This is a genomic window from Actinacidiphila rubida (assembly GCF_900110255.1).
Classification (GTDB): domain Bacteria; phylum Actinomycetota; class Actinomycetes; order Streptomycetales; family Streptomycetaceae; genus Actinacidiphila; species Actinacidiphila rubida.
In genome coordinates, this window is sequence record NZ_FODD01000035.1 from 67,632 (window position 1) to 90,289 (window position 22,658).

Genomic DNA, 22,658 nt, shown 5'->3' on the forward strand with positions numbered 1-22,658 from the left:
GTCAGCTCTTCCCGAGCTGGTTGGCCCACAGGTTGGGGTCGTCCACGTTGGCCTTGGTCACCAGCGGCGCGGGCAGCTGGTCCTCCAGGCCGTTGGGGATCTTGATGATCGTGGAGTCGTGGTCGGTCGGGCCGGGCTGGAACGTCTTCCCGGCCAGCGCCTCCTTGGCGTAGTACAGCGCGTACTTGGCGTAGAGGTCGGCCGGCTGGGAGATGGTGGCGTCGATCTGGCCGGCCTTGATCGCCTTGAACTCCTCGGGGATGCCGTCGTTGGAGATGATGGTGATGTGGCCGGGCGTGCCGGGCGGCTTGAGCAGGTGCTTCTGCTCCAGCAGCGCCAGGGTGGGCTGCAGGAACACGCCGCCGGCCTGCATGTAGATCCCGTTGATGTCCGGGTCGGAGGCGAGCGTGGTCTGCAGCTTGGCCGAGGCGACGTCGCCCTTCCAGTCGGTGGCCAGCGCGATCACCTTGACGCCGGGGAACTTGCTCTTCATGCAGGACGCGAACGCCTCGGAGCGGTCACGGCCGTTGATGGAGTCGAGGGCGCCCTCGAACTCCACGACCTTGCCCTTGCCGCCCAGTTGCTGGCCGAGGTAGTCGCAGGCCTTGGTCCCGTAGGCGCGGTTGTCGGCGCGCACCACCATGTACACCTGGCCCTTGTCGGGGCGGGTGTCGACGCTGACCACCGGGATGTGCTTGCCCGCGAGGGTCTGCAGGGTGGAGGCGATGGCGCCGGTGTCCTGCGGCGCCATCACGATCGCCTTGGCGCCCTGGTCGACGAACGTCTGCACGTTCGCGACGAGCTTGCCGATGTCGTTCTGCGAGTTGCTGCGCGGCAGCGCGGAGACGACTCCGGCCTTGACGCCCTTCTCGATGTAGCCCTGGTAGGAGTTCCAGAAGTCGCTGTCGGAGCGCGGCAGGTCGATGCCGACCTTGCCGGAGCTGCCGGCCTTGTCGTCGCTTCCTCTGTTGCAGCCGGCGAGTGCGGTGACCGCGAGCAGGGCGGCACAGGCAGCCACGGTCGTCGTACGCAGTCTCATCAGCGAGACCTGCCTTTCGATGAATGAATCGGCTCGGTGCGGTGCTGGTGCGGGTGCGGTGCGGTGAGGCGGGGGGTGCGAGGCGGCGCGCGGAGTGCGGGGGTGGGGTGCGGACTCCGGTACGGATCGGGCGGGTTGGCCCGGGTGTCGGGGCCCGGCGCGCGGGGATGGTCGCGTGCGGGGCCGGGCGGCCGGCCGGGTGGCCGGAGGGTCAGCCGGCGGCGGGACGCAGGCGCAGGCCCTGCATTCCGCCGTCGACGGCGAGCGCGGTACCCGTCACGCTCGCCGCGGCGGGACTGGCCAGGTACGCGATGGCCGCGGCCACTTCGCCGGCGCCGACCAGCCGGCCCATCGGCTGGCGGGCGTCGAGCGCGGCACGTTCGGCGGCGGGGTCCTCCGCCTGCCCGAGCAGGCGTCCGATCCACGGGGTGTCCGCGGTGCCGGGGTTGACGCAGTTGACCCGGACGCCCTCGCGGACGTGGTCGGCGGCCATCGCCAGGGTGAGCGCGAGGACCGCGCCCTTGCTCGCGCTGTACAGCGCCCGCTGCGGCAGCCCGGCGGTGGCGGCGATGGAGCATGTGAGGGTGATCGACGCGCAGCCCGGCCGGTCCTGCGCGGCCTTGCGCAGGTGGGGCAGTGCCGCGCGGGCGGTGCGCACCATGCCCAGGACGTTGACGTCCAGCACTCGGTGCCACTCGTCGTCCGGGTTGTCCTCGACGGTGCCGATCGCGCCGATCCCGGCGTTGGCGACCACGGTGTGCAGCCCGCCCAGGACCTCGGCGGCCCGGCCGACCGCGGCCCGCACCGCGTCGTCGTCCGTGACGTCGGCCTGGACCGGGACGGTGCCCTCGGGGGCGCCCGACACGTCGCGGTCGAGCACCGCGACGCGGGCGCCGCGGGCGGTGAGCAGCGCGGCGGTGGCCGCGCCGATGCCGGAGGCGCCGCCGGTCACCAGGGCGGTCAGCCCGTCGAAGTCCCGGGCGGCGGAGGTCGGTTCGCTCATCGGGCCGGCTCCTGTCGTGCGGTCCACACCGGACCGTCGGGGTAGCGGTAGTCGGTGAGGGACTCGGGCACCATGCGGGCCGAGAAGCCGGGCGCCTCGGGCGCGCGGTAGGCGCCGTTCTCCATCACCACCGGGTCGGTGAAGTGCTCGTGCAGGTGCGGCACGTACTCGATGATCCGGTCCTCCTGGGTCCCCGAGACGGCCACGAAGTCGAACATCGACAGGTGCTGGACGAGCTCGCACAGGCCCACGCCGCCGGCGTGCGGGCAGACCGGGACGCCGAACTTCGCGGCGAGCAGCAGGATCGCGACGTTCTCGTTGACGCCGCCCACCCGGGCCGCGTCGATCTGCACGAAGTCCACCGCGCCGGCCTGCAGGAGCTGCTTGAACACCACGCGGTTGGCGACGTGTTCGCCGGTGGCGACCCGCACCGGCTGGCCGGCCCGCACCGCCGCGTGGGCGAGCACGTCGTCCGGGCTGGTGGGCTCCTCGATCCAGTACGGGTCGTACGGCGCGAGGGCGTTCATCCAGTCGACGGCCGCCTGCACGTCCCAGCGCTGGTTGGCGTCGACGGCGATCCGGACGTCGGGGCCGACCGCCTCGCGGGCCAGCCGCATGCGGCGCAGGTCGTCGTCGAGGTTGTCGCCGACCTTCAGCTTGATCTGCCGGAAGCCGGCCGCGACCGCCTCCTTGGCCAGCCGGACGAGCTTCTCGTCGGAGTAGCCCAGCCAGCCCGGCTCGGTGGTGTAGGCGGGGTAGCCGTCGCGCCGCAGCAGGGCGACGCGTTCGGCCCGGCCGGGCTCGGCGCGGCGGAGGATCTCCAGCGCGTCCTCCGGCGTGAGGGCGTCGCTGAGGTAGCGGAAGTCGACCAGGTCGACGATCTGCTCGGGGGTCATGGCGGCCAGCAGCTCCCAGACCGGGCGGCCGGCCTGACGGGCGGCCAGGTCCCAGGCGGCGTTGACCACCGCGCCGGCGGCCATGTGCATCACGCCCTTCTCCGGGCCCAGCCAGCGCAGTTGCGAGTCGTGGGTGAGCAGGCGGTAGAAATCCCCAAGATCGCTCGTGACACTGTCCACCGAGCGCCCGACCACATAGGGTCGCAGTGCGCGGATCGCCGCGGCGACCACGTCGTTGCCGCGGCCGATCGTGAAGCACAGGCCGTACCCCGCGAGGCCGCCGGGCGCGTCGGTACGGAGGACGACGTAGGCGGCCGAGTAGTCGGGGTCGGGGTTCATGGCGTCCGAGCCGTCGAGCTGCTCCGAGGTCGGAAAGCGGATGTCGTGGACGTCGACCTCGGTGATGGTCGGACTCATGCACACTCCCGTCGCAAGACATCGGATCTTTTCTTGATGATCCGATGTATAGCGGCGCAGCCCGCCGTTCGTCCAGGGGGAGGCCAGAACTTTGTGGATTACAGATCGGATGTCTCATCGGCTGGCCACGCGGGTCCGGCAGCGGTTCCGGCAGTGGACCCCGCCGTCCCGCCGGCGGGTCCTGCGGCTGCTCCGGCATGCGACGATCGCCGCGACGGTGCTCGCCGTGCTGGCCGTGGCCGCCGCCGCGACGGCGCTGCGCGCCCAGTACGCGGGCAATCCCGCGGCCGCCGGGCGCACGCGCGGACATGACGCCGTGTGGCTCGGGCACGCCTGGGTGGACGGTCGCCGCGGCCCCGCCGATCTGGCCCTGCTGCGCTCGCGCGTGCGGGACTCCGGCATCAGCGACCTCTACGTCCACACCGGCCCCCTGGCGGACGACGGCACCCTCGACCCCAAGCTCTACCCCGCGGCCGCGGCGTTCATCGCCGACGTGCACCGCGAACTGCCCGGCGTGCGGGTGCAGGCTTGGCTGGGCGACGTCGTGGCGCACTCCGGCGGGCCGGGCCTGCACCTCGACGACGCGGCACTGCGGTCCCGCGTGCGCGACTCCTGCGCGCAGGTGCTGGACGCCGGGTTCGACGGCGTCCACCTGGACCTGGAGCCGGTTCCGTCCGGCGACCCCGGATTCCTGACCCTGCTGGACGCGGTGCACCAGCTGACCGAGGAGCGCGGCGTCCCGCTGTCCGCCGCCGTCCCGCAGATCGACCCGCTGCCGCACCTGCACACCGTCGCCCACCTGCCGTTCAGCCACCCCAAGTGGTGGGCCCAGGCGTACTTCGGGCAGGTCGCCCGCCGCGTCGACCAGATCGCCGTGATGGCCTACGACACCGCGATGCCCACGACGTCGCTGTTCGGCGGGTACGTCGCCCAGCAGACCGGGCTCGCGCTGTCCGCCACGCCGCCCAGCACCGAACTGGTCATCGGCCTGCCGGGCTACCACACCGGCGACATGGGCCACCACGCCTACGCCGAGACCGTGGACGCGGCCGTCCGCGGCGCGCGGGTCGCGCTGGCCCGGCACGACCGGCACCGCCGGATGTTCGGCCTGTCCCTTTATGTCGACTTCCACGCCACCGCCGGCGACTGGGCCGCCTACCGCAGAGGTTGGGGCACTGAGGGCGGTACGCCGTAGGCTTGGTGCCGCACGTCTGGAACAGCACAGCAGCCGGCACGGGGACGGCATCGCCCCCTCCGGCCTGGAAAAGGAGGCGCTGGGTGATCGAGCTCGAGGGGGTTCCCGAGCTGATCGACCCGGTCATGGTGGCCGCGTTCGAGGGCTGGAACGACGCCGGGGACGCAGCCTCCACTGCGGTCGACCACATGGACCGGGAGTTCAAGGGCGAGGTGTTCGCCGCGCTCGACGCGGAGGACTACTACGACTTCCAGGTCAACCGGCCCACCGTGTGGATGGACGGCGGGGTACGCCGCATCACCTGGCCGACGACACGGCTGTCGGTGGTGCGCATCCAGTCGCCCACACCGCGTGACCTGGTCCTGGTGCGCGGCATCGAGCCGAGCATGCGGTGGCGCTCGTTCTGCAACGAGATCCTGGGCTTCGCCCACGAGCTCGGCGTCGAGATGGTCGTCGTGCTCGGCGCGCTGCTGGGCGACACCCCGCACACCCGGCCGGTCCCCGTCACCGGCGTGACGTCCGACCCCGAACTGGCGACGTCCCTCAACCTGGAGGAGTCGAGCTACGAGGGGCCGACGGGCATCGTCGGCATCCTTCAGGAGGCCTGCACCCACGCGGGCATTCCGGCGGTGAGCCTGTGGGCGGCCGTCCCCCACTACGTCTCGCAGCCCCCCAATCCGAAGGCCACGCTGGCCCTGCTGAACCGCCTGGAGGACCTGCTCGACCTGCGCATCCCGCAGGGCGAGCTGCCCGAGGACGCCCGCGCCTGGCAGGTCGGCGTGGACCAGCTGGCGGCGGAGGACAGCGAGGTCGCGGAGTACGTCCAGACCCTGGAGGAGGCCCGCGACACCGCGGAGCTCCCCGAGGCGTCCGGCGAGGCCATCGCCAAGGAGTTCGAGCGCTATCTGCGGCGCCGGGACCCGCAGGCGGGCGGCGCCGGCGGCTACGCGAGCGAGGGCGAGGACGGCGTCCCGCCGATCCGCAGCCAGGCCTCCCGGCCGCGCGACACCCCGGCCGCCGCGGACCGCGACGGCGCGGAGGCGGCGGACGGCACCGACGCGTCCGGCGACACGGACGAGGGGGGCGACGCGGCGGCCCCGGACGCCGGCGAGCCCGCGGACGGCGCCGTGCCCGGGCCGGACGCGCCCGGGGACGCCGACGCGGACCCCGGCTCCGGTCGTCCGGACGCGGACGGCGACGACGTCGGCGACGACGGCGACAGTGACGGCGCCAGCGACAGCGACAGCGACGGGAAGTGACGAGGGGCGCCCACCGTCGCGGTGGGCGCCCCTCCCCCGGCCGGGCGGACGGCGCTCTTCGTCGGACAGGCGGCTTTAGAGCGCCACGCCCAGTAGCGCGTCGACGGTGCGGGAGACGAGGCCGGGGGCGCCGGTGTCGGTGCCGCCGGACGCGGCCTGGTCGGCCGCCCACGCGTCGACCAGGCGCAGCGCGCGCGGCGCGTCCAGGTCGTCGGCGAGGGCCTCACGGATCTCGGAGACCAGCGTTTCCGCGGGCGGCCCGTCGGGCCGCGACACCGCTGCCCGCCAGCGGTCGAGGCGCTCCACGGCCTCGGCCAGCACCCCGTCGGTCCACTCCCAGTCCGACCGGTAGTGGTGCGCGAGCAGCGCCAGCCTGATGGCCGCCGGGTCGACGCCCGCACGCCGCAGCGCGGACACGAACACCAGGTTGCCCTTGGACTTGGACATCTTCTCGCCGTCCAGGGCGACCATCCCGGCGTGCACGTACGCCTTGGCGAACGGGTACTCGCCGGTGAGGACCTGCGCGTGCGACGCGCCCATCTCGTGGTGGGGGAACGCCAGGTCGGACCCGCCGCCCTGGACGTCGAAGCCCATGCCGAGGTGGTCCAGGGCGATCGCGACGCACTCGATGTGCCAGCCGGGGCGGCCGGGGCCGAGCGACCCGCCGTCCCAGCTGGGCTCGCCCTCGCGGGCGCCGAGCCACAGGATCGGGTCGAGCGGGTCCTTCTTGCCGGGGCGGTCCGGGTCGCCGCCGCGCTCGGCGGACAGCACCCGCATCGCGGCCGCGTCCAGCCGCGACACCGTCCCGAAGGCGGGGTCGGACTCGACGGAGAAGTACACGTCGCCGTCGAGCTCGTACGCCGCGCCGGCCTCCCGCAGCCGCTCGATCAGCGGCACGATGCCCGGTATGGCCTCGACCGCGCCGATGTAGTGCGCGGGCGGCAGCATCCGCAGCGCGGTCATGTCCTCGCGGAACAGGGCGGTCTCGCGCTCGGCCAGCGCGGTCCAGTCCTCGCCGGTGGCCACCGCGCGCTCCAGCAGCGGATCGTCGACGTCGGTGACGTTCTGGACGTAGTGGACCTGGCGCTTCGTGTCGAGCCACACGCGCTGGACGAGGTCGAACGCGTTGTACGTGGCGGCGTGCCCCATGTGGGTCGCGTCGTACGGGGTGATCCCGCAGACGTAGATCCGGGCCACGGGGCCGGGGTCGAGCGTCACCCGTCCACCGGTCGAGGTGTCGTGGAGACTCAGGGGGCGTCCGGTGCCGGGAAGGGCGGGGACGTCGGAAGCGGGCCAGGCATGCATGTCTTGAGGTTAACCGGGCGCCCGTGCGTCAAAACGGCGGGGCCGACCGGCGCGCCACCGCCGCCGTCCGGTCAGACCGGAGGCCAGGGGATCGACGGCCAGTCACCGCTGGGTTCGGGGTGCTTCCCGCTCTCCCGCAGGTGGCGGACGCGAGCGCGCAGGGCGTCGGTCTCGGCGGCGGTCAGCAGCTCGCCGAGCCGCGCCCCCAGGGCGCCGTCGAGCTGCGCGGCCAGCGCGTCCAGGACGGGCCGCGCCTCGGCGGGCAGCGGTTCGCCCGCCCAGCCCCACAGCAGCGTGCGGAGCTTGTCCTCGGTGTGGAAGGTCACGCCGTGGTCGATGCCGTAGAGGCGGCCGTCCAGGGCGGGCAGCAGGTGCCCGCCCTTGCGGTCGGCGTTGTTGATCACCGCGTCCAGGACGGCCAGCCGGCGCAGGCGTATGTCGTCGGCGTGCACGAGCAGCGCGCGGCGGCCCTCGCCGACCTCGGCCTCGACGACGGCCTTCCAGCCGGGCGCGGGCTCGGTGTCCTCGGTGAGCGCCAGCAGCGGCCCGTCGCCCCCGTCACCGCTGCCGCCGCTGCCGCCGGTGCCGTCGCCGCCGGAGGCGTCCTCGGTGCCGGAGGCGTCCTCGCCGTCCCCCTCGGAGTCGTCGGGAGCGACGTCGATCCAGAGCTGGACCATGCCCTCGCCGTACGGGCCGTCGCGCAGCACGGTGGGCGGCACCAGGCCCCAGCCGGTGGCCTCGGAGACGAGGTAGGCGGCGACCTCGCGCTGGGCGAGCGTGCCGTCGGGGAAGTCCCACAGCGGGCGCTCGCCGGCGACCGGCTTGTACACGCAGGCCAGGGTGCGCCCCTCGTACACCGCCTCGCAGTACAGCACCGCGTTGGACGCCTCGCGGATCTGTCCGCGCACGGTGAGCTCGCCGCGCAGCAGGACGTCGGCGGCGCCGATCCCGTCCCGGCCGGAGCCGGGGGCGATCAGGCCGACCTCCGGTACCCGTTCTGGCGCGGGCATACGTGTCCTTCCGGGTCCAGGGGCAGGCTGCACAGCGGGCAGGGCGGGCGGCCCGCGGAGACCACGTCCAGGGCGCGCTTGGCGAACGAGCGGGCCTGGGCGCCGGTGAGGAGGACCCGCAGCAGCGGCGGGCCGTTCTCGTCGTCCTGGAGCATCTCCTCCTCGGCCGCCTCCAGGTCGTCCTCGTCCTCGCCGGCGATCTCCACCAGGGCCTGCGCCTCGATGACCATCCGCTCGTGCGCGCCGTCCCAGGCCAACGCCATGGTGCCGACCCGGAACTCCTCCTCGACGGGCACGTCCAGGGGCGCGGTGTCGGCGAGCTCGGCGGGGGCGACGGCCGGCACCGGGGCGCTGCCGCCGCTGCGGCGCACGACCTCGTCCAGCAGCTCGTCGACGCGCTCCGCCAGCGCGGCCACCTGGGTCTTCTCCAGGGCGACACTGGTGGTCCGCCCGGACGCGGTGGCCTGCAGGAAGAACGTCCGCTGGCCTGGTTGGCCCACGGTCCCGGCCACGAAACGGTCGGGATGTTCGAAGAAGAAGACCTGACGGGGCACGCCTTGCTCCGTTTGCTCGTCCGATCGGCTGTTCTGGCTGCTGTACCGGTCACCCACCCTACTGCGGAAGCCGATCACCGGGTGCCGGTGGAGCCCCCCACCACCGCGTCGTCCGCCGCACCCGGTGCGGGAGAGGGCGCGGGCGCGAGCGTGCTGAGGTCACCGGTGTCGCCGAGGCGCAGCAGGAAGGGGCGGTTGGCGGTGTAGCGGATCGCCGTGACCGAGCACGGCTCGGTACTGATCCGCTGGAACAGGTCGAGGTGCATGCCCAGGGCGTCGGCGGCCAGGGACTTGATGATGTCGCCGTGCGAGCAGACCACGTAGACCGCCTCGGGGCCGTGCTCCTCCTCGATCCGGCGGTTCCAGTCGCGGACCGCGTCGACCGCGCGGGCCTGCATGGCGCGCAGCGACTCGCCCCCCTCGCCGGGGAAGACGGCCGCCGAGGGATGCCGCTGCACGGTCGCCCACAGCGGCTCCTCGGCGAGTTCGCTGAGCTTGCGGCCGGTCCAGTCGCCGTAGTGGCACTCGCCGACCCGCTCGTCGGTGTGCAGGGTCAGCTCCGGCCGGGTGTCCGTCAGTGGTTTGACGGTCTCCTGGCAGCGCTGCAGGGGGCTGCTGACGACGGCGGCGAGCGGCAGGGCGGCGAGCCGGGCGGCGAGTGCGGTGGCCTGGGCCCTGCCGGTGTCGTCGAGGGCGACTCCGGGGCTCCAGCCGGCCAGCACTCCTTCCGCGTTGGCGGTCGAACGGCCGTGCCTGACGAGGATGACGGTGGGCATGTCCGCCACCGTAACCCTTCACGGGCGCGGGCGTTGTGCTGGGTGACGGCCGTGGCGGGGAGGATCCCCCGAGCCCCCACCACGGCCGCGGGAATCCCCGTCGATCACGGCGATCCGGCGGCTCCTGCGTGCTCCTGACTGTCCGCCCCGCTGGGTAAGGTTCAGGGGGGCCGAGGGGGTCCGGGAGTCGGGATCGCGAAGCGGGTGGAGATGTTCGGCAAGGCGACGAGGAGCCGTCCGCGAACAGTGGCAGGGGCCGGCGCCGCCGGGGCGGACTGGTCACCTTACGGACGCCTCGAGGACGCCGCCTCGGTGTACTTCCTGCACGCCGACATCGCGCTGGACGCCATCGGGGGCGTGCTCGGCCGGCGCCGGGTCCGCGGCTTCACGCTGGAGCGGGTGGTGGACCTCACCGAGGCCGGCACCTCGGTGTGGCAGGAGGCCGCGGTGTGCGACGGCCGCCGCCTGATCCTGTGGCACAGCGAGGAACTGGCCGACGACAAGGCGCCCGGCGGCACCGTGCTGGACTCCTCGGTGCAGGTGCTGCCGCTGGACTCGATCGGGCACGTCGGCATGCGCACCCTCGTCGGGCGGGACGAGGACGGGCGGCGCATCGACCGCGGGGTGTACGTGGTGCTGGCCACCGGGATGCCCCACGAGTTGAGCGCGGTGACCGCGGACCCCGACTCGCCGCTGCCCGTCACGTCCGCGAAGTTCCGCCCCGAGGCCTTCCGGTTCAGCAAGTCGCTGGACGACGGGGGTCCGGGGCAGATAGCCCGGCTCATCGACTTCGGGCGGCTGCTGGGGCGGCTCGTCCCCAGCTAGAGCCCGTCCGCCGGGCCGGGCTGCCGAGCCGGACCGCCTGACGCCCCGTCAGCCGGGTGTCGGCCGGCCGCCGGGACGTCATGCGGGGACGTCATGTCACCGCGTCAGGCCAGACCCGCGCGCTCCAGCGCCTCGACGCCGGCCCGCAGACCGGCCACCCGCTCGTCCAGGGTGAAGCCGGCCGGGCTCAGGTTGAGGGTGGTGACGCCGGCTTCGGCGTACTCCGTCATGCGGTCCGCGATGCGGGCGACGGGCCCCAGCAGGCTGGTGGCGTCGATGAGGTCGTGCGGGACCGCGGCCGCGGCGCCGTCCTTGTCGCCGCCCAGGTACTTGTCCTGGATCTCCGCGGCCTCCCGCTCGTAGCCCATGCGCTGGGCGAGCTGGTTGTAGAAGTTCTGCTTGCGGCTGCCCATGCCGCCGACGTACAGGGCCGTGTAGGGGCGGAAGACGTCGGCGAGCGCCGACACGTCGTCGCCGAGCGCCAGCGGCAGCGTGGGGCTGACGTCGAAGCCGTCCAGCGTCAGGCCGGCCTTCTCGCGGCCCGCCCTGATGTGGCGCAGCGCGGTGTCCTCCAGGTGCGCGGCCGAGGGGAAGATGAGCAGGGCGCCGTCGGCGATCTCGCCGGTCTGCTCCAGGTTCCTGGGGCCGATGGCGGCGATGTACAGCGGGATGTGCTCGCGCTGGGGGTGGACGGTCAGCTTGATCGGCTTGCCGGGGCCGCCGGGCAGCGGCAGCGTCCAGTGCTCGCCCTCGTACGACAGCCGTTCGCGGGACATCGCCTTGCGGACGATCTCCACGTACTCGCGGGTGCGGGACAGCGGCTTGTCGAACTTGACGCCGTACCAGCCCTCGGAGACCTGCGGGCCGGAGACCCCGAGGCCGAGCCGGAAGCGGCCGCCGGACAGCGAGTCGAGGGTGGCCGCGGTCATCGCGGTCATCGCCGGGGTGCGGGCCGGGATCTGGAAGATGGCCGAGCCGACGTCGATCCGCTCGGTCTGGGCGGCGACCCACGACAGCACCGTGGGGCCGTCGGAGCCGTAGGCCTCCGCGGCCCAGCACACCGAGTACCCCAGCCGGTCCGCCTCCTGTGCGACCGCCAGGTTGTCCGCGTCCATCCCGGCGCCCCAGTAGCCGAGGTTGATCCCGAGCCGCATGCCGCACCCCTAGGTACTCATCAGTAACGTCGTTGTCACCCCGGACTGTAGCGCCCACGCCGCGCCCCGGTGCCTGTCAGGTACGTCACTGCCGCCCATTCGGGGAGTGCGGGCGCTAGCCTCAGCGGTCATGGAGCAAAGGCACCTCGGCCGCACGGGTTTGCGCGTGTCCCGGCTCGGGCTCGGCACGCTCACCTGGGGGCGCACGACGGGGGAACGCGATGCCGCCGACCAGTTGAAGGCGTTCTGGGACGCGGGCGGCACCCTGGTCGACACCGCGGACGTCTACGCCGACGGAGGCGCCGAGTACCTGCTGGGGCAGTTGCTGGAGGGCCTGGTGCCGCGCTCGGACCTGGTGATCGCCACCAAGGCCGGCAGCGTCCCCGACCCCTACCGGCGGTTCGACACCTCCCGCGGGCACCTGCTGTCCGCGCTCGACGCGTCGCTGCAGCGGCTCGGCACGGACTACGTCGACGTGTGGCAGGTGCACGCCTTCGACCCGGGCACGCCGCTGGACGAGACGCTGCAGGCCCTCGACATCGCCGTGAGCTCCGGGCGCGCCCGCTACGTGGGCGTGTCCAACTTCTGCGGCTGGCAGCTGGCCAAGGCCGCGACCTGGCAGCTCGCGGCGTCCGGCCGCACCCCGCTGGCCAGCACGCAGATGGAGTACTCGCTGCTGCAGCGCGGCGTGGAGCGGGAGGTGCTGCCGGCGGCGACCGACCTCGGTGTCGGGCTGCTGCCGTCCTCCCCGCTGGGCCGCGGCGTGCTCACCGGCAAGTACCGGCACGGCGCCCCGCCGGACTCCCGCGGCGGCTCCGAGGACATGTCCGCGTTCGTCGCGCCGTATCTCGACGAGACGGCCCGGCTGATCGTGGACGCGCTGGCGATAGCGGCCGACGGCCTGGCCGTCGCCCCGCTGCACGTCGCCCTGGCGTGGGTCCGCGACCGGCCCGGTGTGGTCGCCCCGATCCTCGGCGCGCGCAACGCCGCGCAGCTCACCCAGGCGTTGTCAGTGGAGGCCCTTACGCTTCCGGAAGAGATCAATCTGGCGCTCGACGACGTCTCGGCGCCGCTGCACCGCTACCCGGACCACGACTGGAGCACCCTCTGAGCCGCGGCCGGCCGCTCCACGGAAGGCATTCGCTGTGACCGACACGATCCCCCCGTCCGGGGACGGCGCCCGCCGTTCGTCCACCGCCACCGAGGGGCCCGCCGTCCCCCGGACCGCACACGGGTCGGGCGGCGCGGGGCAGAGCCCGTCCGGCGCCGCGTCCGGGCCCGGCGCGTCGGGCCCCGAGGGCGCGTCCGGCGGCACGGCCGGTTCGCCGGGCGGATCCGGCTCGGGCGGATCAGGGCGCCCGGCGGACGGGAGCGGGAGCGAGGGCGAGGGCGGGGACAAGGACCGGGGCAAGGACCAGGGCGCGGCGTCCGGCGGCGGGCCGGGCCTCGCGGCGCTGGCGGCCGCGGTCAAGTCGATCGAGCGCGGCGAGAGCCCGTCCGCGCCCGCCCCGCGCGGCGACGCCGCGGAGGCACGGCGCAAGCGGCGCGAGGCGATGGCCGCGGAGATCGCCGAGACCCAGGCCGCCGAGGCGGCCGGCGAGGACGGCACGCCCGGCGGAGCGGCCGCGGACGCCGGCCAGGAGCCCGCGGCCGGGACCACCGGCGGCCCGCGCCGCCCGCGGCCCGCCGAACGGCCGCGCGCCGCCCGGCAGTCCGCGGTGGTCGACCCGGCCGCGGTCGAGGCCGTCCGCACGGTCCTCGCGGCCGGCGGCGCGCCGGAGACGCTCGCGGTGGCGGCGGTCCGCGCGCTGGGTGAGGGCGCGGCCGAGGCGCTGCGCGAGGACCCCTGGGGCGTGCTCGCGCTCGACGGCGTACGGGTGGAGCACGCGGACGCGTTCGCCCGGGCCCTGCTGGGCGGGACCGCCGGCCCCGGGGACCCGCGGCGGGCCCACGCGCTCGTCGGGCACCTGATGGAGCGCGCCGCCACGGCCGGGCACACCGCGCTGGACGCGGACACGCTCCGCGCCGAACTGGCCCGCAACGCGCTGCCGGACCCGGCGGCCGCCGTGGCCGCGGCCGTCGAGGAGGGCCAGGTGCTGGTCTTCCGGGACACCACGGGGGACGCGTCGCGCGGCGACGCCGAGGAACCCGTGAACAGCGGGGACGGAGGCGGCGCCGAGGACGCCGAGGACGCCGAGGCGGACGTGCCGCTGCTGCTCGCCCTCGACCGCTACGCGCTGGCCGAGGAGAGCGTGGCCGACGGCTGCGTGCGCCTGCTGCGCTCGCTGGACGCCGAGAGCGCGGGAGAGCCGGATAACGAAGGGGACGGGGACGGGAACGGCAACGGGGACGGGGACGGGAGCGCGGCACGGCGGGCCTGGGGCGAGTCCGCCGCCGCGGCCGCTCCCTCGCCGTCCGCCGCCGAGCTGATCCGCGCGGCGGCCGGCAGCGGGCTGGTGCTGCACACCGGCGGCGAGGCGGCCCGCGCGGAGCCCGCCGCGCTGGTGGCCGCGGCGCGGCAGGCGGGCCTGCGCGCGTACGCCGCCGCCTACACCGAGAACGGCCGCCGGCGGCTCGCCGAGGAGCTGGGCGAGGACGCCGCGGTGACGGTGGAGGGCCTGCTCGACGGCACGCAGGGTCCCGGCCGGGCCGCGGACGCCGCCCTCGCGCTCGACCTGCTGGCGGTGCTGGACGCGCCCCGGCTGTCCGTGGTGGAGGCCGCCGACCTCGTCGAGGCGCTGCCCGACGGGGCCCGGCTGGTGCTCAGCGGCGATCCGTACACGCTGCCGCCGGCCGGACCCGGCCGTGCCTTCGCCGATCTGCTGGCCGCCCGGATCTGCCCGCGGGTCGCCTCCCGGACGCCCGACGCCGGGCCGATCGGCGAGCTGGTCTCCTGCGTCGGTGAGGGCGAACTGCCCCAGGTGGACGCGCCGGACAAGGAGGTCGTGGTGGTGCCCGTCCGCGACCCGCGGGAGGCCGTGCACCGCGCGGTGCAGCTGGTGGCGGACTCGGTGCCGCGGGCGTTCGGCATCCCGGCCGAGGAGACGCAGGTGGTCGCCGTCGCGCACGGCGGCCCGGTCGGCACCCGTGCGCTCAACGCGGCGCTCAAGGAGCGGCTGAACCCCGGACCCGGCCGTTTCGGCGGCTTCGACCAGGGTGACCGGGTGGTCTACGTGCCGGGGCCCGGGCGGGCGCTGCCGGGCACGGTGGCCGGCGCGGAACCCGAGGGGCTGCGGCTGTCGTGCGAGGGCGGGCCGGTACTGGTGCCGCGCGAGGAGGTGGCGGACGCGGTCCGCCACGGCTGGGCGGTCACCGGGCACCAGGCCGCGGCGATGCGCTGGCCCGCGGTGGTCGTGGTCGTCCCCGGTGACGCGGGCGCGCTGCTGAACCGGGCCTGGGTCTACACCGCGTTCGGCCGCGGCGAACGGCATCTGTCGGTCGTGCAGGGCGCCGATCAGGCGCTGGCCGCCGCCGTCGCCGAGGGCGCGGCCAGGCCGCGGACGACCCGGCTGGTCACCGTGCTGAAGGAGCTGGCCGCCGACGAGTGAGGACGGCGGCCGGTGTGCGGCGGTGGCCCAGCGCCCCGCCGCGCACCGGCCCCGCGGGGCCGACCCGTCCCGGCCGGCACGTGCGGGGGCGGACGGACGCCGCGGAGATCCACACGGCAGACCCTAGTCCGGGTCCAGCACGCCCAGGTCGTCGTCGAAGACGGTGCTCATGTCGAACCGGCAGAGCACGAGCTGCGGGTTGACCTCGTCGAAGGGCGCTTCCAGCCACTCCCCCGGCTCGGACGGCTGCTCGGCGGCGGCGACCCACAGCGTGGCGTCGCCCTCCTCCAGGCCGAACTCCTTGGGCCGCTGGGCGACTTCGTCGGGCTCGTACTCCCCGAAGACCACCCCCAGGGCGGAGCTGACGGTGGCGTCGGCGCCCTCGGCGCCGTCACTGACCCGCCGTGCCTGGGAGAACAGCCGGTCCGGCGCGACGATCGTGTAGTCGCGGCGGATCAGCACGCTGATCGCCTCGGGGTCGGACGGCCCGCTGTACTCCGGGTTCGCGGTGCCGGTGGGCACCTCGAACGGGGTCACCTCGTCGTAGGTGTCGTACAGCAACTCGTCATAGCTCTCCGCGGCCGCGGCGAGGGCCTCGAAGGCCTCGTAGACCGCGGGGTCGTCGTCACCGACACGGGTCTCGATCGCCTCGAGGTGGCGGTCGAGGGCGGCCTTGAACGCCGCTACGGCGGCACGGACATCCGCCACGCTGGGCTGCACGTCATCAGACATGAGGCAGACGCTATCCGCACCGGGCCGTTGCCCGCACAATAGATGCGATGCCGGAATACGAATTCAGAGAGATGTACGTGCCGCGGGAGGTCTCCCGGAAGGACGCGGCACGTCTGCTGACCGACGAAGCCGAGTACAGGCACTGGGAGCTGGACCGGGTACGGCTGTACCCGGACGGCAGCCGGCGGGTGCGGTTGCGCCGCCGCATCATCCGCCAGGTGCGCGCGACCTGGTGACCGGAAACACAATGACCGGACGGCCGCCACGGGCCGTCCGGTCGCGGGGCACGGTGGTGTCAGCCGTGGCTGCGGCCCCGGCGGTAGAGCACCGCGCCGCCGAGCAGCAGGGCGCCGGCCAGGGCCGCCGTGAGGCCCATGCCGCTCGCTCCGGTGTCGGCGAGGACGGACGTGCGGGTCCCCGTCTCGGCGACGGTGTTCGTCGAGGTCGTGCCGGTGGTGCCCGGCTGCGGGGTTCCCGGGGTGCCCGGCGTCTGGGGGGTGCCGGGCGAGCTCGGGGTGACCGGCGTGCTGGGCGTGCCCGGGGTGGTGGGCGTGCCGGGGGTACCGGGGGTGCCCGGAGTGCCTTCATCGTTGCCGCAGACGTTGCCGAACGCGGGGTTGAGCAGCGCCGCCACGTCGACGGAGTTGCCGCACACGCTCACCGGCACGTCGACGGGCACCTGGGCGGAGTTGCCGGAGCCGACGCCGGGCGAGCCGCCCGTGTGACCCGTCGCGCTCGATCCTCCGCCGTGCCCGCCCGGACCGTGGCCGCCCGCGGAGGTGTTGGCGCAGTGGTTGCCGAAGGCGGGGTCGAGCGCGCCGACGACGTCGATCGTGTTGCCGCACAGGTTCACCGGCACGTGCACCGGGACCTGTACGGAGTTGCCCGAGGCGACGCCCGGCGAGCCGGCGGCCGTTCCCGCCGCCCCCGCGTCCGCGTACGCGAGGCCGCCGGTGGCCGCCAGCGCCCCCCCGGCGGCGACCACGGTGAGCAGGCCCTTCGTTGCGACCTGTCGCATGTCCTCATCCTGCTTTCGAATCACCCGGAGCATCCGTCACACCTGTGCCAGTCCCCGGAAAAAGGCGAGAGGCCCCAGGGCGCGGCTCAGCGCCCGGGGCCGTCCCGATCCGGCCGATCTGCGGCCGGCGGGGGAACTACTGGTCCACGCAGGTGCTGCCGAACGCCGGGTCCAGCAGGCCGATCACGTCGATCGTGTCGCCGCACACGTTGACCGGCACGTGCACCGGGATCTCGACCAGGTTGCCGGACAGCACGCCCGGGGACTGGACGGCGGCACCCTGCGCGCCGGAGTCGGCGACAGCCAGTCCAGCACCGGCGAGCACGAGTCCACCCGTGGCAGCCGCGACAGCGGCGACCTTCTTGAACATTTTCTTCCTCCTCATGGGACACATGTGGTCCCAGCCGCGGACCACACCCGTCGTAACGACGAGGAGGAAACAGGGCTACGAGGCCCGTGGATCATTCACCCGTACCGGCGAAGCGGCGGGCCGGCAGGGGTACATACGGCCGAATGCCGGGGCGCGGCGGACGGCGGGGGCGGGCGGGGCGGCAGGGGTGCCGCCCCGCGGCGGAGACGGTCAGCGGTGGGCGGACGGTCAGCAGTGGTCGAGGAACCGGTCGAGCACCCGCACGCCGAACCGCAGTCCGTCGACCGGCACCCGCTCGTCCACGCCGTGGAACATGCCGGCGAAGTCCAGCTCGGGCGGCAGCTGCAGCGGCGCGAAGCCGAAGCAGCGGATGCCCAGGTCGTCGAAGGACTTGGCGTCGGTGCCGCCGGAGAGCATGTACGGCACGGCGCGGGCGATCGGGTCCTCGGCCTTGAGCGCGGCCTGCATGGCGTCGACCAAGGCGCCGTCGAAGTCGGTCTCCAGGGCCTTGTCGGAGTGCAGCGTCTCCCGCTTGACCCGCGGGCCGAGGATCCGGTCGAGGTCGGCCAGGAACTCCTCCTCGTGGCCCGGCAGGAAGCGGCCGTCGACGTGCGCGGTGGCCTGGCCGGGGATGACGTTCACCTTGTAGCCGGCGCCGAGCATGGTGGGGGCGGCGGTGTTGCGCAGGGTGGTGCCGATCATGCGGGCGATGCCGCCGAGCTTGGCGAGGGTGGCCTCCATGTCCTCGGGGTCCAGCTCGACGCCGAACGCGTCCGAGAGCTCGTCCAGGAAGCCGCGGACGGACTTGGTGACCCGCACCGGGAACTCGTGCCGGCCGAGGCGGCCGACGGCCTCGCACAGCTCGGTGATCGCGTTGTCCCTGTTGGTCATCGAGCCGTGGCCCGCGGTGCCGTCCACGGTGAGCCGCATCCAGTGCATGCCCTTCTCCGCGGTCTCGATCAGGTACAGCCGCAGGTTCTCGTTCACGGTGAAGGAGAAGCCGCCGACCTCGCCGATCGCCTCGGTGACGCCCTCGAACAGCCCGGGGTGCCGGTCGACGAGGTACTTGGCGCCGTAGGTGCCGCCGGCCTCCTCGTCGGCGAGGAAGGCGAGCACGACGTCGCGCGGGGGCTTGCGGCCGCTGCGCAGCCGGTCGCGCACGACGGCCAGCGTCATGGCGTCCATGTCTTTCATGTCGACGGCGCCGCGGCCCCACACGCAGTCGTCGGCGACCTCGCCGGAGAACGGGTGCCGGGTCCAGTCGTCGGCGTTGGCCGGCACCACGTCGAGGTGCCCGTGGATGAGCAGCGCGGGCCGGGACCGGTCCTCGCCCTCGATCCGGGCGACGGTGGAGGCCCGGCCCTGGTGCGACTCGAAGATCTGCGGCTCCAGCCCGACCTCGGCGAGCTTCTCGGCCACGTACTCGGCGGCGGCCCGCTCACCGGGCCCCGAGTGGTCGCCGTAGTTGCTGGTGTCGATCCGGATCAGCTCGCTGCACAGCCCCACGACCTCGTCCTCGCCGCTGACGGCCGCGCTCGTCGACTCGCTCACCCTGACTCCTCCTCCGTGCCGCTGCTCGATCCCCCCATCCTCCCCCGACGCCACCCCAGGCCCAAGGCCCACCCACGACTGACCGTGATCGACGGGCCGGGATCTTTGCTATGGTTTACCTCGTCGCCATGGCCCCGCAGCCGTGGTGACACACCCGGTCCGGGTGGCGGAATGGCAGACGCGCTAGCTTGAGGTGCTAGTGCCCTTTATCGGGCGTGGGGGTTCAAGTCCCCCCTCGGACACACTTCTTCATCATCACCGTGCCCATCGGGCGGGCGTTCGCCCCGCGTCGGGCGGCCCGCGTTGCGGCTGCCGCCGGTGCGCGACCGTGCCGCTCCCCTGCCGGTCGCACCCCTGGACTCACTCCGAACTCACTCCGGCCAGGCGCTGTTCCGGATGATCTCGACGAAGTCGGTCCTGCGGAAGCCGGGGTCGAAGTGCGCCAGCACGTCGTCGTTCATGGTGCCGAACGTGGTGTCGGGCCGGTCGGCCATGCCCTGGTGGAAGGCCCGCAGGATGCGGTTCTTGAAGTCGGGCCGCGGGTGGGCCGCCACCACCTCGGCGACCTGCGCCTCGGTGATCTCACCGAGGTCGAGCCCGAGGACGTCCGTCTCCACGCCCAGGGTCACGACGGCGACCTCCGGTTCGAGGTGGAGCGGGACCTCGGGCGTGGTGTGCAGCGCGATGGCGAGCCAGACGTTCCGTGCGTCCCGCGCGGAGCGGCCGTGGTCGAGCAGGAACGCATGGGCGGCCGCGGCGCCGTCGAGTTCGAACCGCCGGTCCTTGGTGCGGTACCCGGGGGTCAGCCCGAGGTCGTGGAACAGCCCGCCGACGTAGGCGAGTTCGAGGTCGACGTCGAGCCCGCGGGCGGCGGCCTTGAGCGCTCCCCACAGGAACACCCGGCGGGAGTGGTGGTACAAGGTGTCGTCCGCCGCCGCCCGGACGAGCGAGGTGGCCTCGCGGACGAGTGCGGTGTCGGGAACGGTGATGCCTGCGATGACGTCCGGCATGGTGCCCTCCTGGTCGTGTCGAGCGGGACTGACTCCAGTCTCGGCACGTACGGCCTCCTGCCCCACCGCGCACGGCGACGGCCGTCCCACAGATCCGGACATCGGGCGGGCGTCAGCCCGTCGCACGGGCCGGCCGTTTCCGCCGGGGGAGCGTCAGCCCGTGGGCTCCCCCGCCGCCCCGGGGTCCTCGCGCGGGCGCGGGCGGGTGCTGCCGAACCGGTCGCGGTACTGGCTGGGCGAGACGCCGAGCCGGGACACGAACGTGCGCCGCAGGGTCTCGGCGCTGCCGAAGCCGGCCTCGCGTGCCGTCTCGGCCACGCCGTGCCCGGCGTCGAGAAGCGCCTTCGCGTGGTCCAGCCGCACCTGCTCGACGTACCGGGCCGGGGTGGTGCCGAGTTCGGCCGCGAAGAGCCGGGCCAGGTGGCGCGGGCTGACGCCGGCCCGGGCGGCGAGCGTGGACGCGCCGTGGTCGAGCGAGGGCCGGGCCGAGACGAGGTCGACGACGGCGCGCAGGGCCGCGGTCCGCGGCGGCCGCACCTCGAGGGGTGCGGAGAACTGCGACTGCCCGCCGGGCCGCTGCATGAACATCACGAGGCTGCGCGCGACCGAGCGGGCGAGATCCGCCCCGTGGTCCTGCTCGACCAGCGCCAGGGCCAGGTCGATCCCCGCCGAGACACCCGCCGAGGTGTGGATGCCGCCGTCCTCGACGTAGAGGGCGTCGGGCGCGACCCGGATGTCCGGGTACGAGCGGGCCAGCAGCGGCGCGTGGCGCCAGTGGGTGGTGGCCCGGCGCCCGGCGAGCACGCCCGCGGCCGCCAGTACGAACGAGCCGGTGCAGATCGACACCAGCCGGCGGGTGCGCGGCGCCAGGGTCCGCACGGCGGCGACGAGTTCGGGGTCGATGGGCCGGGTGACCAGCGCGTCCCCGCCGGTCACCACGACGGTGTCGGCGTCCGGCACGTCCCGCGCGGTCCCGTCGACCGCCAGCCGCAGGCCGGTCGAGGTGGCGACCGGCCTGCCCGACGGGGACACGTGCGCCGGCGAGTAGGCCGCGCCGAACAGGTTCGCCTCCGCGAACACCTCCGCGGGCCCCGCCAGGTCCAGCATCTTCATGCCGTCGAACACCACGAACACCACGCGCCGTGCCCCGGTCATCGTCGCCGCCTTCGTCGGGTCGCCTCGCTCCACGGTCCCACAGCCGCCGGCCGGCCCCGAGGGCACGGTCATGGGGGTGCGCGGAGGGGCGGACTCGCGGGAGCGCGACCTGCTACCAGGCGTAGACGCGGCGCATGATGTCGCCGGACAGGTCGACGCCGTCCGGGGAGTGCATGATCATGACGGGCAGGCCGTCGGGGTCCCGGCCCTCCACCACGGTGCGGTCGTCCACGTTCGTCGTCTCGACCAGGGCGGACCGCTCGTCGAGGTACTGCTCGCAGCGGCGCAGGTCCGCCAGGTCGGGGGCGAACCAGCAGGAGTACTGGACGCCGACGGCGCCGAGCGCGTGCTCGCCGCGCGGGCCGATGGCCCGCAGCACCAGCGCCCCCCGGCCGGCGGCGCCGGCCAGCACCAGCGCGGTGCTCTCCCGCGTGACGACCGACAGCTGCAGGAGCCCGCAGTAGAAGGAGGCGGACTCCTCCAGATCGCGGACGAAGACCACGACCACGGCGAGGCGCGGACCGGTCGGCCGGGCGTCCGCCGTGCACGCTCCGTCCTGCGACGCGGTCGTCTGTGGCGGCCCTTGCGCAGCCGGTGGCTCTGCCTCGGGCGGCATGGCTCTCCTCGGGTCGTCTGCCGGGTCCCCCGCCTCGTCCTCACGGTAGCGGGAACGGAGGGCGGCTGCTCCCCGGAGGCACCAGGTCGGCAGGGTCAGGCGGGAACGAACAGGGCGGCCTTCTCCCCCGGCTCGCGCCCGGCCAGCCGCACCCGGGTGCCGGTCGGCAGCGCCTCCATGCCCTGGGCCTCCACCGTCGCCGGCACGGTGAACCCCTCGTCCAGCACCACGACGCAGGTCTGCCGGATCCGGTGGACGAGCTCCTGCGTGCGCTCCAGCTTGGTCGTCCAGCTGATCGCACCGCTGCCCTCGCTGCGTTCCTCGTGCAGCTCGGTCGATCCGCACACGCGGCACAGCGTCCGCGTGTACTCGGTCGCCGAGCGGCACCAGGCGCAGCGCCGGTAGCGCAGCGCCTCGTCGCCAGTCGAACCGGGCGCACCCGGCCCGACCGTGTTCTCCCGGGCGTCGCCCGTGGCAGTTCCCGCGGCGTTCTCCGCGACGTGCACCGGCTCTTGCAGCAACTGGGGCATGTTCCCTCTCCCGTCAGGCGTCCGCACACACGTGACACCCGAGGCCATAAGGCACTCAGTGTCGGAGAACAAGGCACTCAGTGCCTTCATCTTGGGCCCGCGATCACCGGACCCGCCGCCCTCCCGCGCGTGGCGAACGCCACAACGACGCCCCACGAATGACACTGAGTACCGTCGGGTAGGGTACTCAGTACCATCGCGTCCATCCGGTGCCGCAGCGAGCACCGTGCGGACCGGACCGAGGCTCGGACAAGGGAGTGCTGGCGTGAGCTTGAGGATCGTTGTGGCTGTGAAGTATGTGCCCGATGCGACGGGTGATCGGCATTTCGCTGGGGATCTGACGACGGATCGTGATGCGGTGGACGGGCTGCTGTCGGAGTTGGACGAGTATGCGGTGGAGCAGGCGTTGCAGATCGCGGAGGCGTCCGGTGATGCGGAGGTCACGGTGGTGACGGTGGGTCCGGAGGATGCGCGGGACGCGGTGCGTAAGGCGTTGTCGATGGGTGCGGATCGTGGTGTGCATGTGGAGGACGAGGGTCTGCATGGCACGGATGTGATGGGGACGTCGCTGGTGTTGGCGAGGGTGGTCGAGCGGGTGGGGTTCGATCTGGTGGTGATGGGGATGGCGTCGACGGATGGCACGGCGGGTGTGGTGCCGGCGTTGCTGGCGGAGCGGTTGGGGGTGCCGCAGGTGA

General features: G+C 74.0%; 23 protein-coding genes and 1 tRNA gene. 8 read left to right on the plus strand and 16 right to left on the minus strand.

Features of this window, described 5'->3' with window-relative positions:
• Nucleotide 1: 1 nt before the first annotated feature.
• The 3 genes from BMW99_RS29395 to BMW99_RS29405 all read right to left on the minus strand — a co-directional run bounded on the left by BMW99_RS29395 (nt 2) and on the right by BMW99_RS29405 (nt 3,355).
• The gene (locus tag BMW99_RS29395) at nt 2-1,039 is read right to left on the minus strand and encodes a sugar ABC transporter substrate-binding protein (protein WP_069462780.1); all 1,038 of its coding nucleotides are present in this window, start codon (nt 1,037-1,039) and stop codon (nt 2-4) included.
• Nucleotides 1,040-1,250: 211 nt separating this feature from the next.
• Nucleotides 1,251-2,042 (minus strand): SDR family NAD(P)-dependent oxidoreductase, encoded by a 792-nt coding sequence (locus BMW99_RS29400; RefSeq protein ID WP_069466877.1) that lies wholly within the window; start codon nt 2,040-2,042, stop codon nt 1,251-1,253.
• Nucleotides 2,039-3,355, minus strand: a complete 1,317-nt coding sequence (locus tag BMW99_RS29405) for an L-fuconate dehydratase (protein ID WP_069466876.1) — start codon at nt 3,353-3,355, stop codon at nt 2,039-2,041. The genes BMW99_RS29400 and BMW99_RS29405 overlap by 4 nt, the downstream gene beginning before the upstream one ends.
• Before the next feature lie 109 nt (nt 3,356-3,464).
• Here BMW99_RS29405 and BMW99_RS29410 point away from each other — a divergent pair, with 109 nt between their 5' ends.
• Both BMW99_RS29410 and BMW99_RS29415 read left to right on the plus strand, forming a co-directional pair.
• Nucleotides 3,465-4,550, plus strand: a complete 1,086-nt coding sequence (locus tag BMW99_RS29410; protein ID WP_069466875.1) for a glycoside hydrolase family 18 protein — start codon at nt 3,465-3,467, stop codon at nt 4,548-4,550.
• An 83-nt stretch (nt 4,551-4,633) separates the two neighbouring features.
• Nucleotides 4,634-5,809, plus strand: coding sequence for a PAC2 family protein (locus BMW99_RS29415; RefSeq protein ID WP_075017877.1), 1,176 nt, complete (start codon nt 4,634-4,636; stop codon nt 5,807-5,809).
• Nucleotides 5,810-5,884: 75 nt separating this feature from the next.
• Here BMW99_RS29415 and mshC read toward each other — a convergent pair whose 3' ends face one another.
• The 4 genes from mshC to BMW99_RS29435 all read right to left on the minus strand — a co-directional run bounded on the left by mshC (nt 5,885) and on the right by BMW99_RS29435 (nt 9,454).
• On the minus strand, nt 5,885-7,114 hold the full coding sequence (gene mshC, locus BMW99_RS29420; RefSeq protein ID WP_075017878.1) for a cysteine--1-D-myo-inosityl 2-amino-2-deoxy-alpha-D-glucopyranoside ligase: 1,230 nt from the start codon (nt 7,112-7,114) through the stop codon (nt 5,885-5,887).
• A 71-nt stretch (nt 7,115-7,185) separates the two neighbouring features.
• A complete protein-coding gene (locus BMW99_RS29425; RefSeq protein WP_069462075.1) occupies nt 7,186-8,124 on the minus strand; it encodes an SCO1664 family protein in 939 nt (312 codons plus the stop codon).
• Nucleotides 8,088-8,678, minus strand: coding sequence for a DUF3090 domain-containing protein (locus BMW99_RS29430; protein ID WP_069462074.1), 591 nt, complete (start codon nt 8,676-8,678; stop codon nt 8,088-8,090). Before BMW99_RS29430 ends, BMW99_RS29425 begins: the two co-directional genes overlap by 37 nt.
• A 74-nt stretch (nt 8,679-8,752) precedes the next feature.
• Nucleotides 8,753-9,454, minus strand: a complete 702-nt coding sequence (locus tag BMW99_RS29435; RefSeq protein WP_069462073.1) for a histidine phosphatase family protein — start codon at nt 9,452-9,454, stop codon at nt 8,753-8,755.
• A 246-nt stretch (nt 9,455-9,700) separates the two neighbouring features.
• Between BMW99_RS29435 and BMW99_RS29440 the strand changes: the two genes are divergently transcribed.
• Nucleotides 9,701-10,279, plus strand: a complete 579-nt coding sequence (locus BMW99_RS29440; RefSeq protein WP_069462072.1) for a hypothetical protein — start codon at nt 9,701-9,703, stop codon at nt 10,277-10,279.
• A gap of 104 nt (nt 10,280-10,383) precedes the next feature.
• Here BMW99_RS29440 and BMW99_RS29445 read toward each other — a convergent pair whose 3' ends face one another.
• Nucleotides 10,384-11,433, minus strand: coding sequence for an LLM class F420-dependent oxidoreductase (locus BMW99_RS29445; RefSeq protein ID WP_069462071.1), 1,050 nt, complete (start codon nt 11,431-11,433; stop codon nt 10,384-10,386).
• 130 nt (nt 11,434-11,563) lie between these two features.
• Between BMW99_RS29445 and BMW99_RS29450 the strand changes: the two genes are divergently transcribed.
• Together BMW99_RS29450 and BMW99_RS29455 are read left to right on the plus strand one after the other, a co-directional pair.
• Nucleotides 11,564-12,544 carry an aldo/keto reductase gene (locus BMW99_RS29450; RefSeq protein WP_069462070.1) on the plus strand — a complete coding sequence of 327 codons (981 nt, stop codon included), beginning with the start codon at nt 11,564-11,566 and terminating at the stop codon, nt 12,542-12,544.
• A 34-nt stretch (nt 12,545-12,578) separates the two neighbouring features.
• The gene (locus tag BMW99_RS29455; RefSeq protein WP_245791673.1) at nt 12,579-14,981 is read left to right on the plus strand and encodes a helix-hairpin-helix domain-containing protein; all 2,403 of its coding nucleotides are present in this window, start codon (nt 12,579-12,581) and stop codon (nt 14,979-14,981) included.
• Between the two features lie 123 nt (nt 14,982-15,104).
• On the opposite strand, the gene BMW99_RS29460 is transcribed toward BMW99_RS29455, so the two are convergent.
• Nucleotides 15,105-15,713 (minus strand): hypothetical protein, encoded by a 609-nt coding sequence (locus BMW99_RS29460; RefSeq protein WP_069467637.1) that lies wholly within the window; start codon nt 15,711-15,713, stop codon nt 15,105-15,107.
• A 47-nt stretch (nt 15,714-15,760) separates the two neighbouring features.
• Here BMW99_RS29460 and BMW99_RS29465 point away from each other — a divergent pair, with 47 nt between their 5' ends.
• A complete protein-coding gene (locus BMW99_RS29465; RefSeq protein ID WP_075017879.1) occupies nt 15,761-15,949 on the plus strand; it encodes a DUF5703 family protein in 189 nt (62 codons plus the stop codon).
• 59 nt (nt 15,950-16,008) lie between these two features.
• Here the strand turns inward: BMW99_RS29465 and BMW99_RS42955 are convergent, their stop codons facing one another.
• The 3 genes from BMW99_RS42955 to BMW99_RS29480 form a co-directional block, all read right to left on the minus strand.
• Nucleotides 16,009-16,731, minus strand: coding sequence for a chaplin (locus tag BMW99_RS42955; protein ID WP_075017880.1), 723 nt, complete (start codon nt 16,729-16,731; stop codon nt 16,009-16,011).
• A gap of 136 nt (nt 16,732-16,867) precedes the next feature.
• A complete protein-coding gene (locus BMW99_RS29475; protein ID WP_069467599.1) occupies nt 16,868-17,101 on the minus strand; it encodes a chaplin in 234 nt (77 codons plus the stop codon).
• Between the two features lie 228 nt (nt 17,102-17,329).
• Nucleotides 17,330-18,652, minus strand: a complete 1,323-nt coding sequence (locus BMW99_RS29480) for a M20/M25/M40 family metallo-hydrolase (RefSeq protein WP_075017881.1) — start codon at nt 18,650-18,652, stop codon at nt 17,330-17,332.
• A gap of 157 nt (nt 18,653-18,809) precedes the next feature.
• On the opposite strand from BMW99_RS29480, the gene BMW99_RS29485 reads away from it, so the two are divergent.
• A tRNA-Leu gene (locus BMW99_RS29485) sits at nt 18,810-18,894 on the plus strand.
• A gap of 129 nt (nt 18,895-19,023) precedes the next feature.
• On the opposite strand, the gene BMW99_RS29490 is transcribed toward BMW99_RS29485, so the two are convergent.
• The 4 genes from BMW99_RS29490 to BMW99_RS29505 form a co-directional block, all read right to left on the minus strand.
• Nucleotides 19,024-19,662: an HD domain-containing protein gene (locus BMW99_RS29490; RefSeq protein ID WP_075017882.1), complete on the minus strand. Its 639-nt coding sequence runs from the start codon at nt 19,660-19,662 to the stop codon at nt 19,024-19,026.
• 153 nt (nt 19,663-19,815) lie between these two features.
• The gene (locus tag BMW99_RS29495; RefSeq protein WP_069462713.1) at nt 19,816-20,817 is read right to left on the minus strand and encodes a GlxA family transcriptional regulator; all 1,002 of its coding nucleotides are present in this window, start codon (nt 20,815-20,817) and stop codon (nt 19,816-19,818) included.
• 112 nt (nt 20,818-20,929) lie between these two features.
• A complete protein-coding gene (locus BMW99_RS29500; RefSeq protein WP_069462714.1) occupies nt 20,930-21,433 on the minus strand; it encodes a VOC family protein in 504 nt (167 codons plus the stop codon).
• A 95-nt stretch (nt 21,434-21,528) separates the two neighbouring features.
• A complete protein-coding gene (locus tag BMW99_RS29505; RefSeq protein ID WP_069462715.1) occupies nt 21,529-21,963 on the minus strand; it encodes a PhlB family protein in 435 nt (144 codons plus the stop codon).
• Between the two features lie 265 nt (nt 21,964-22,228).
• On the opposite strand from BMW99_RS29505, the gene BMW99_RS29510 reads away from it, so the two are divergent.
• Nucleotides 22,229-22,658, plus strand: a 430-nt coding sequence (locus tag BMW99_RS29510) for an electron transfer flavoprotein subunit beta/FixA family protein (RefSeq protein WP_407640333.1), incomplete at its 3' end; no start/stop codon positions are given.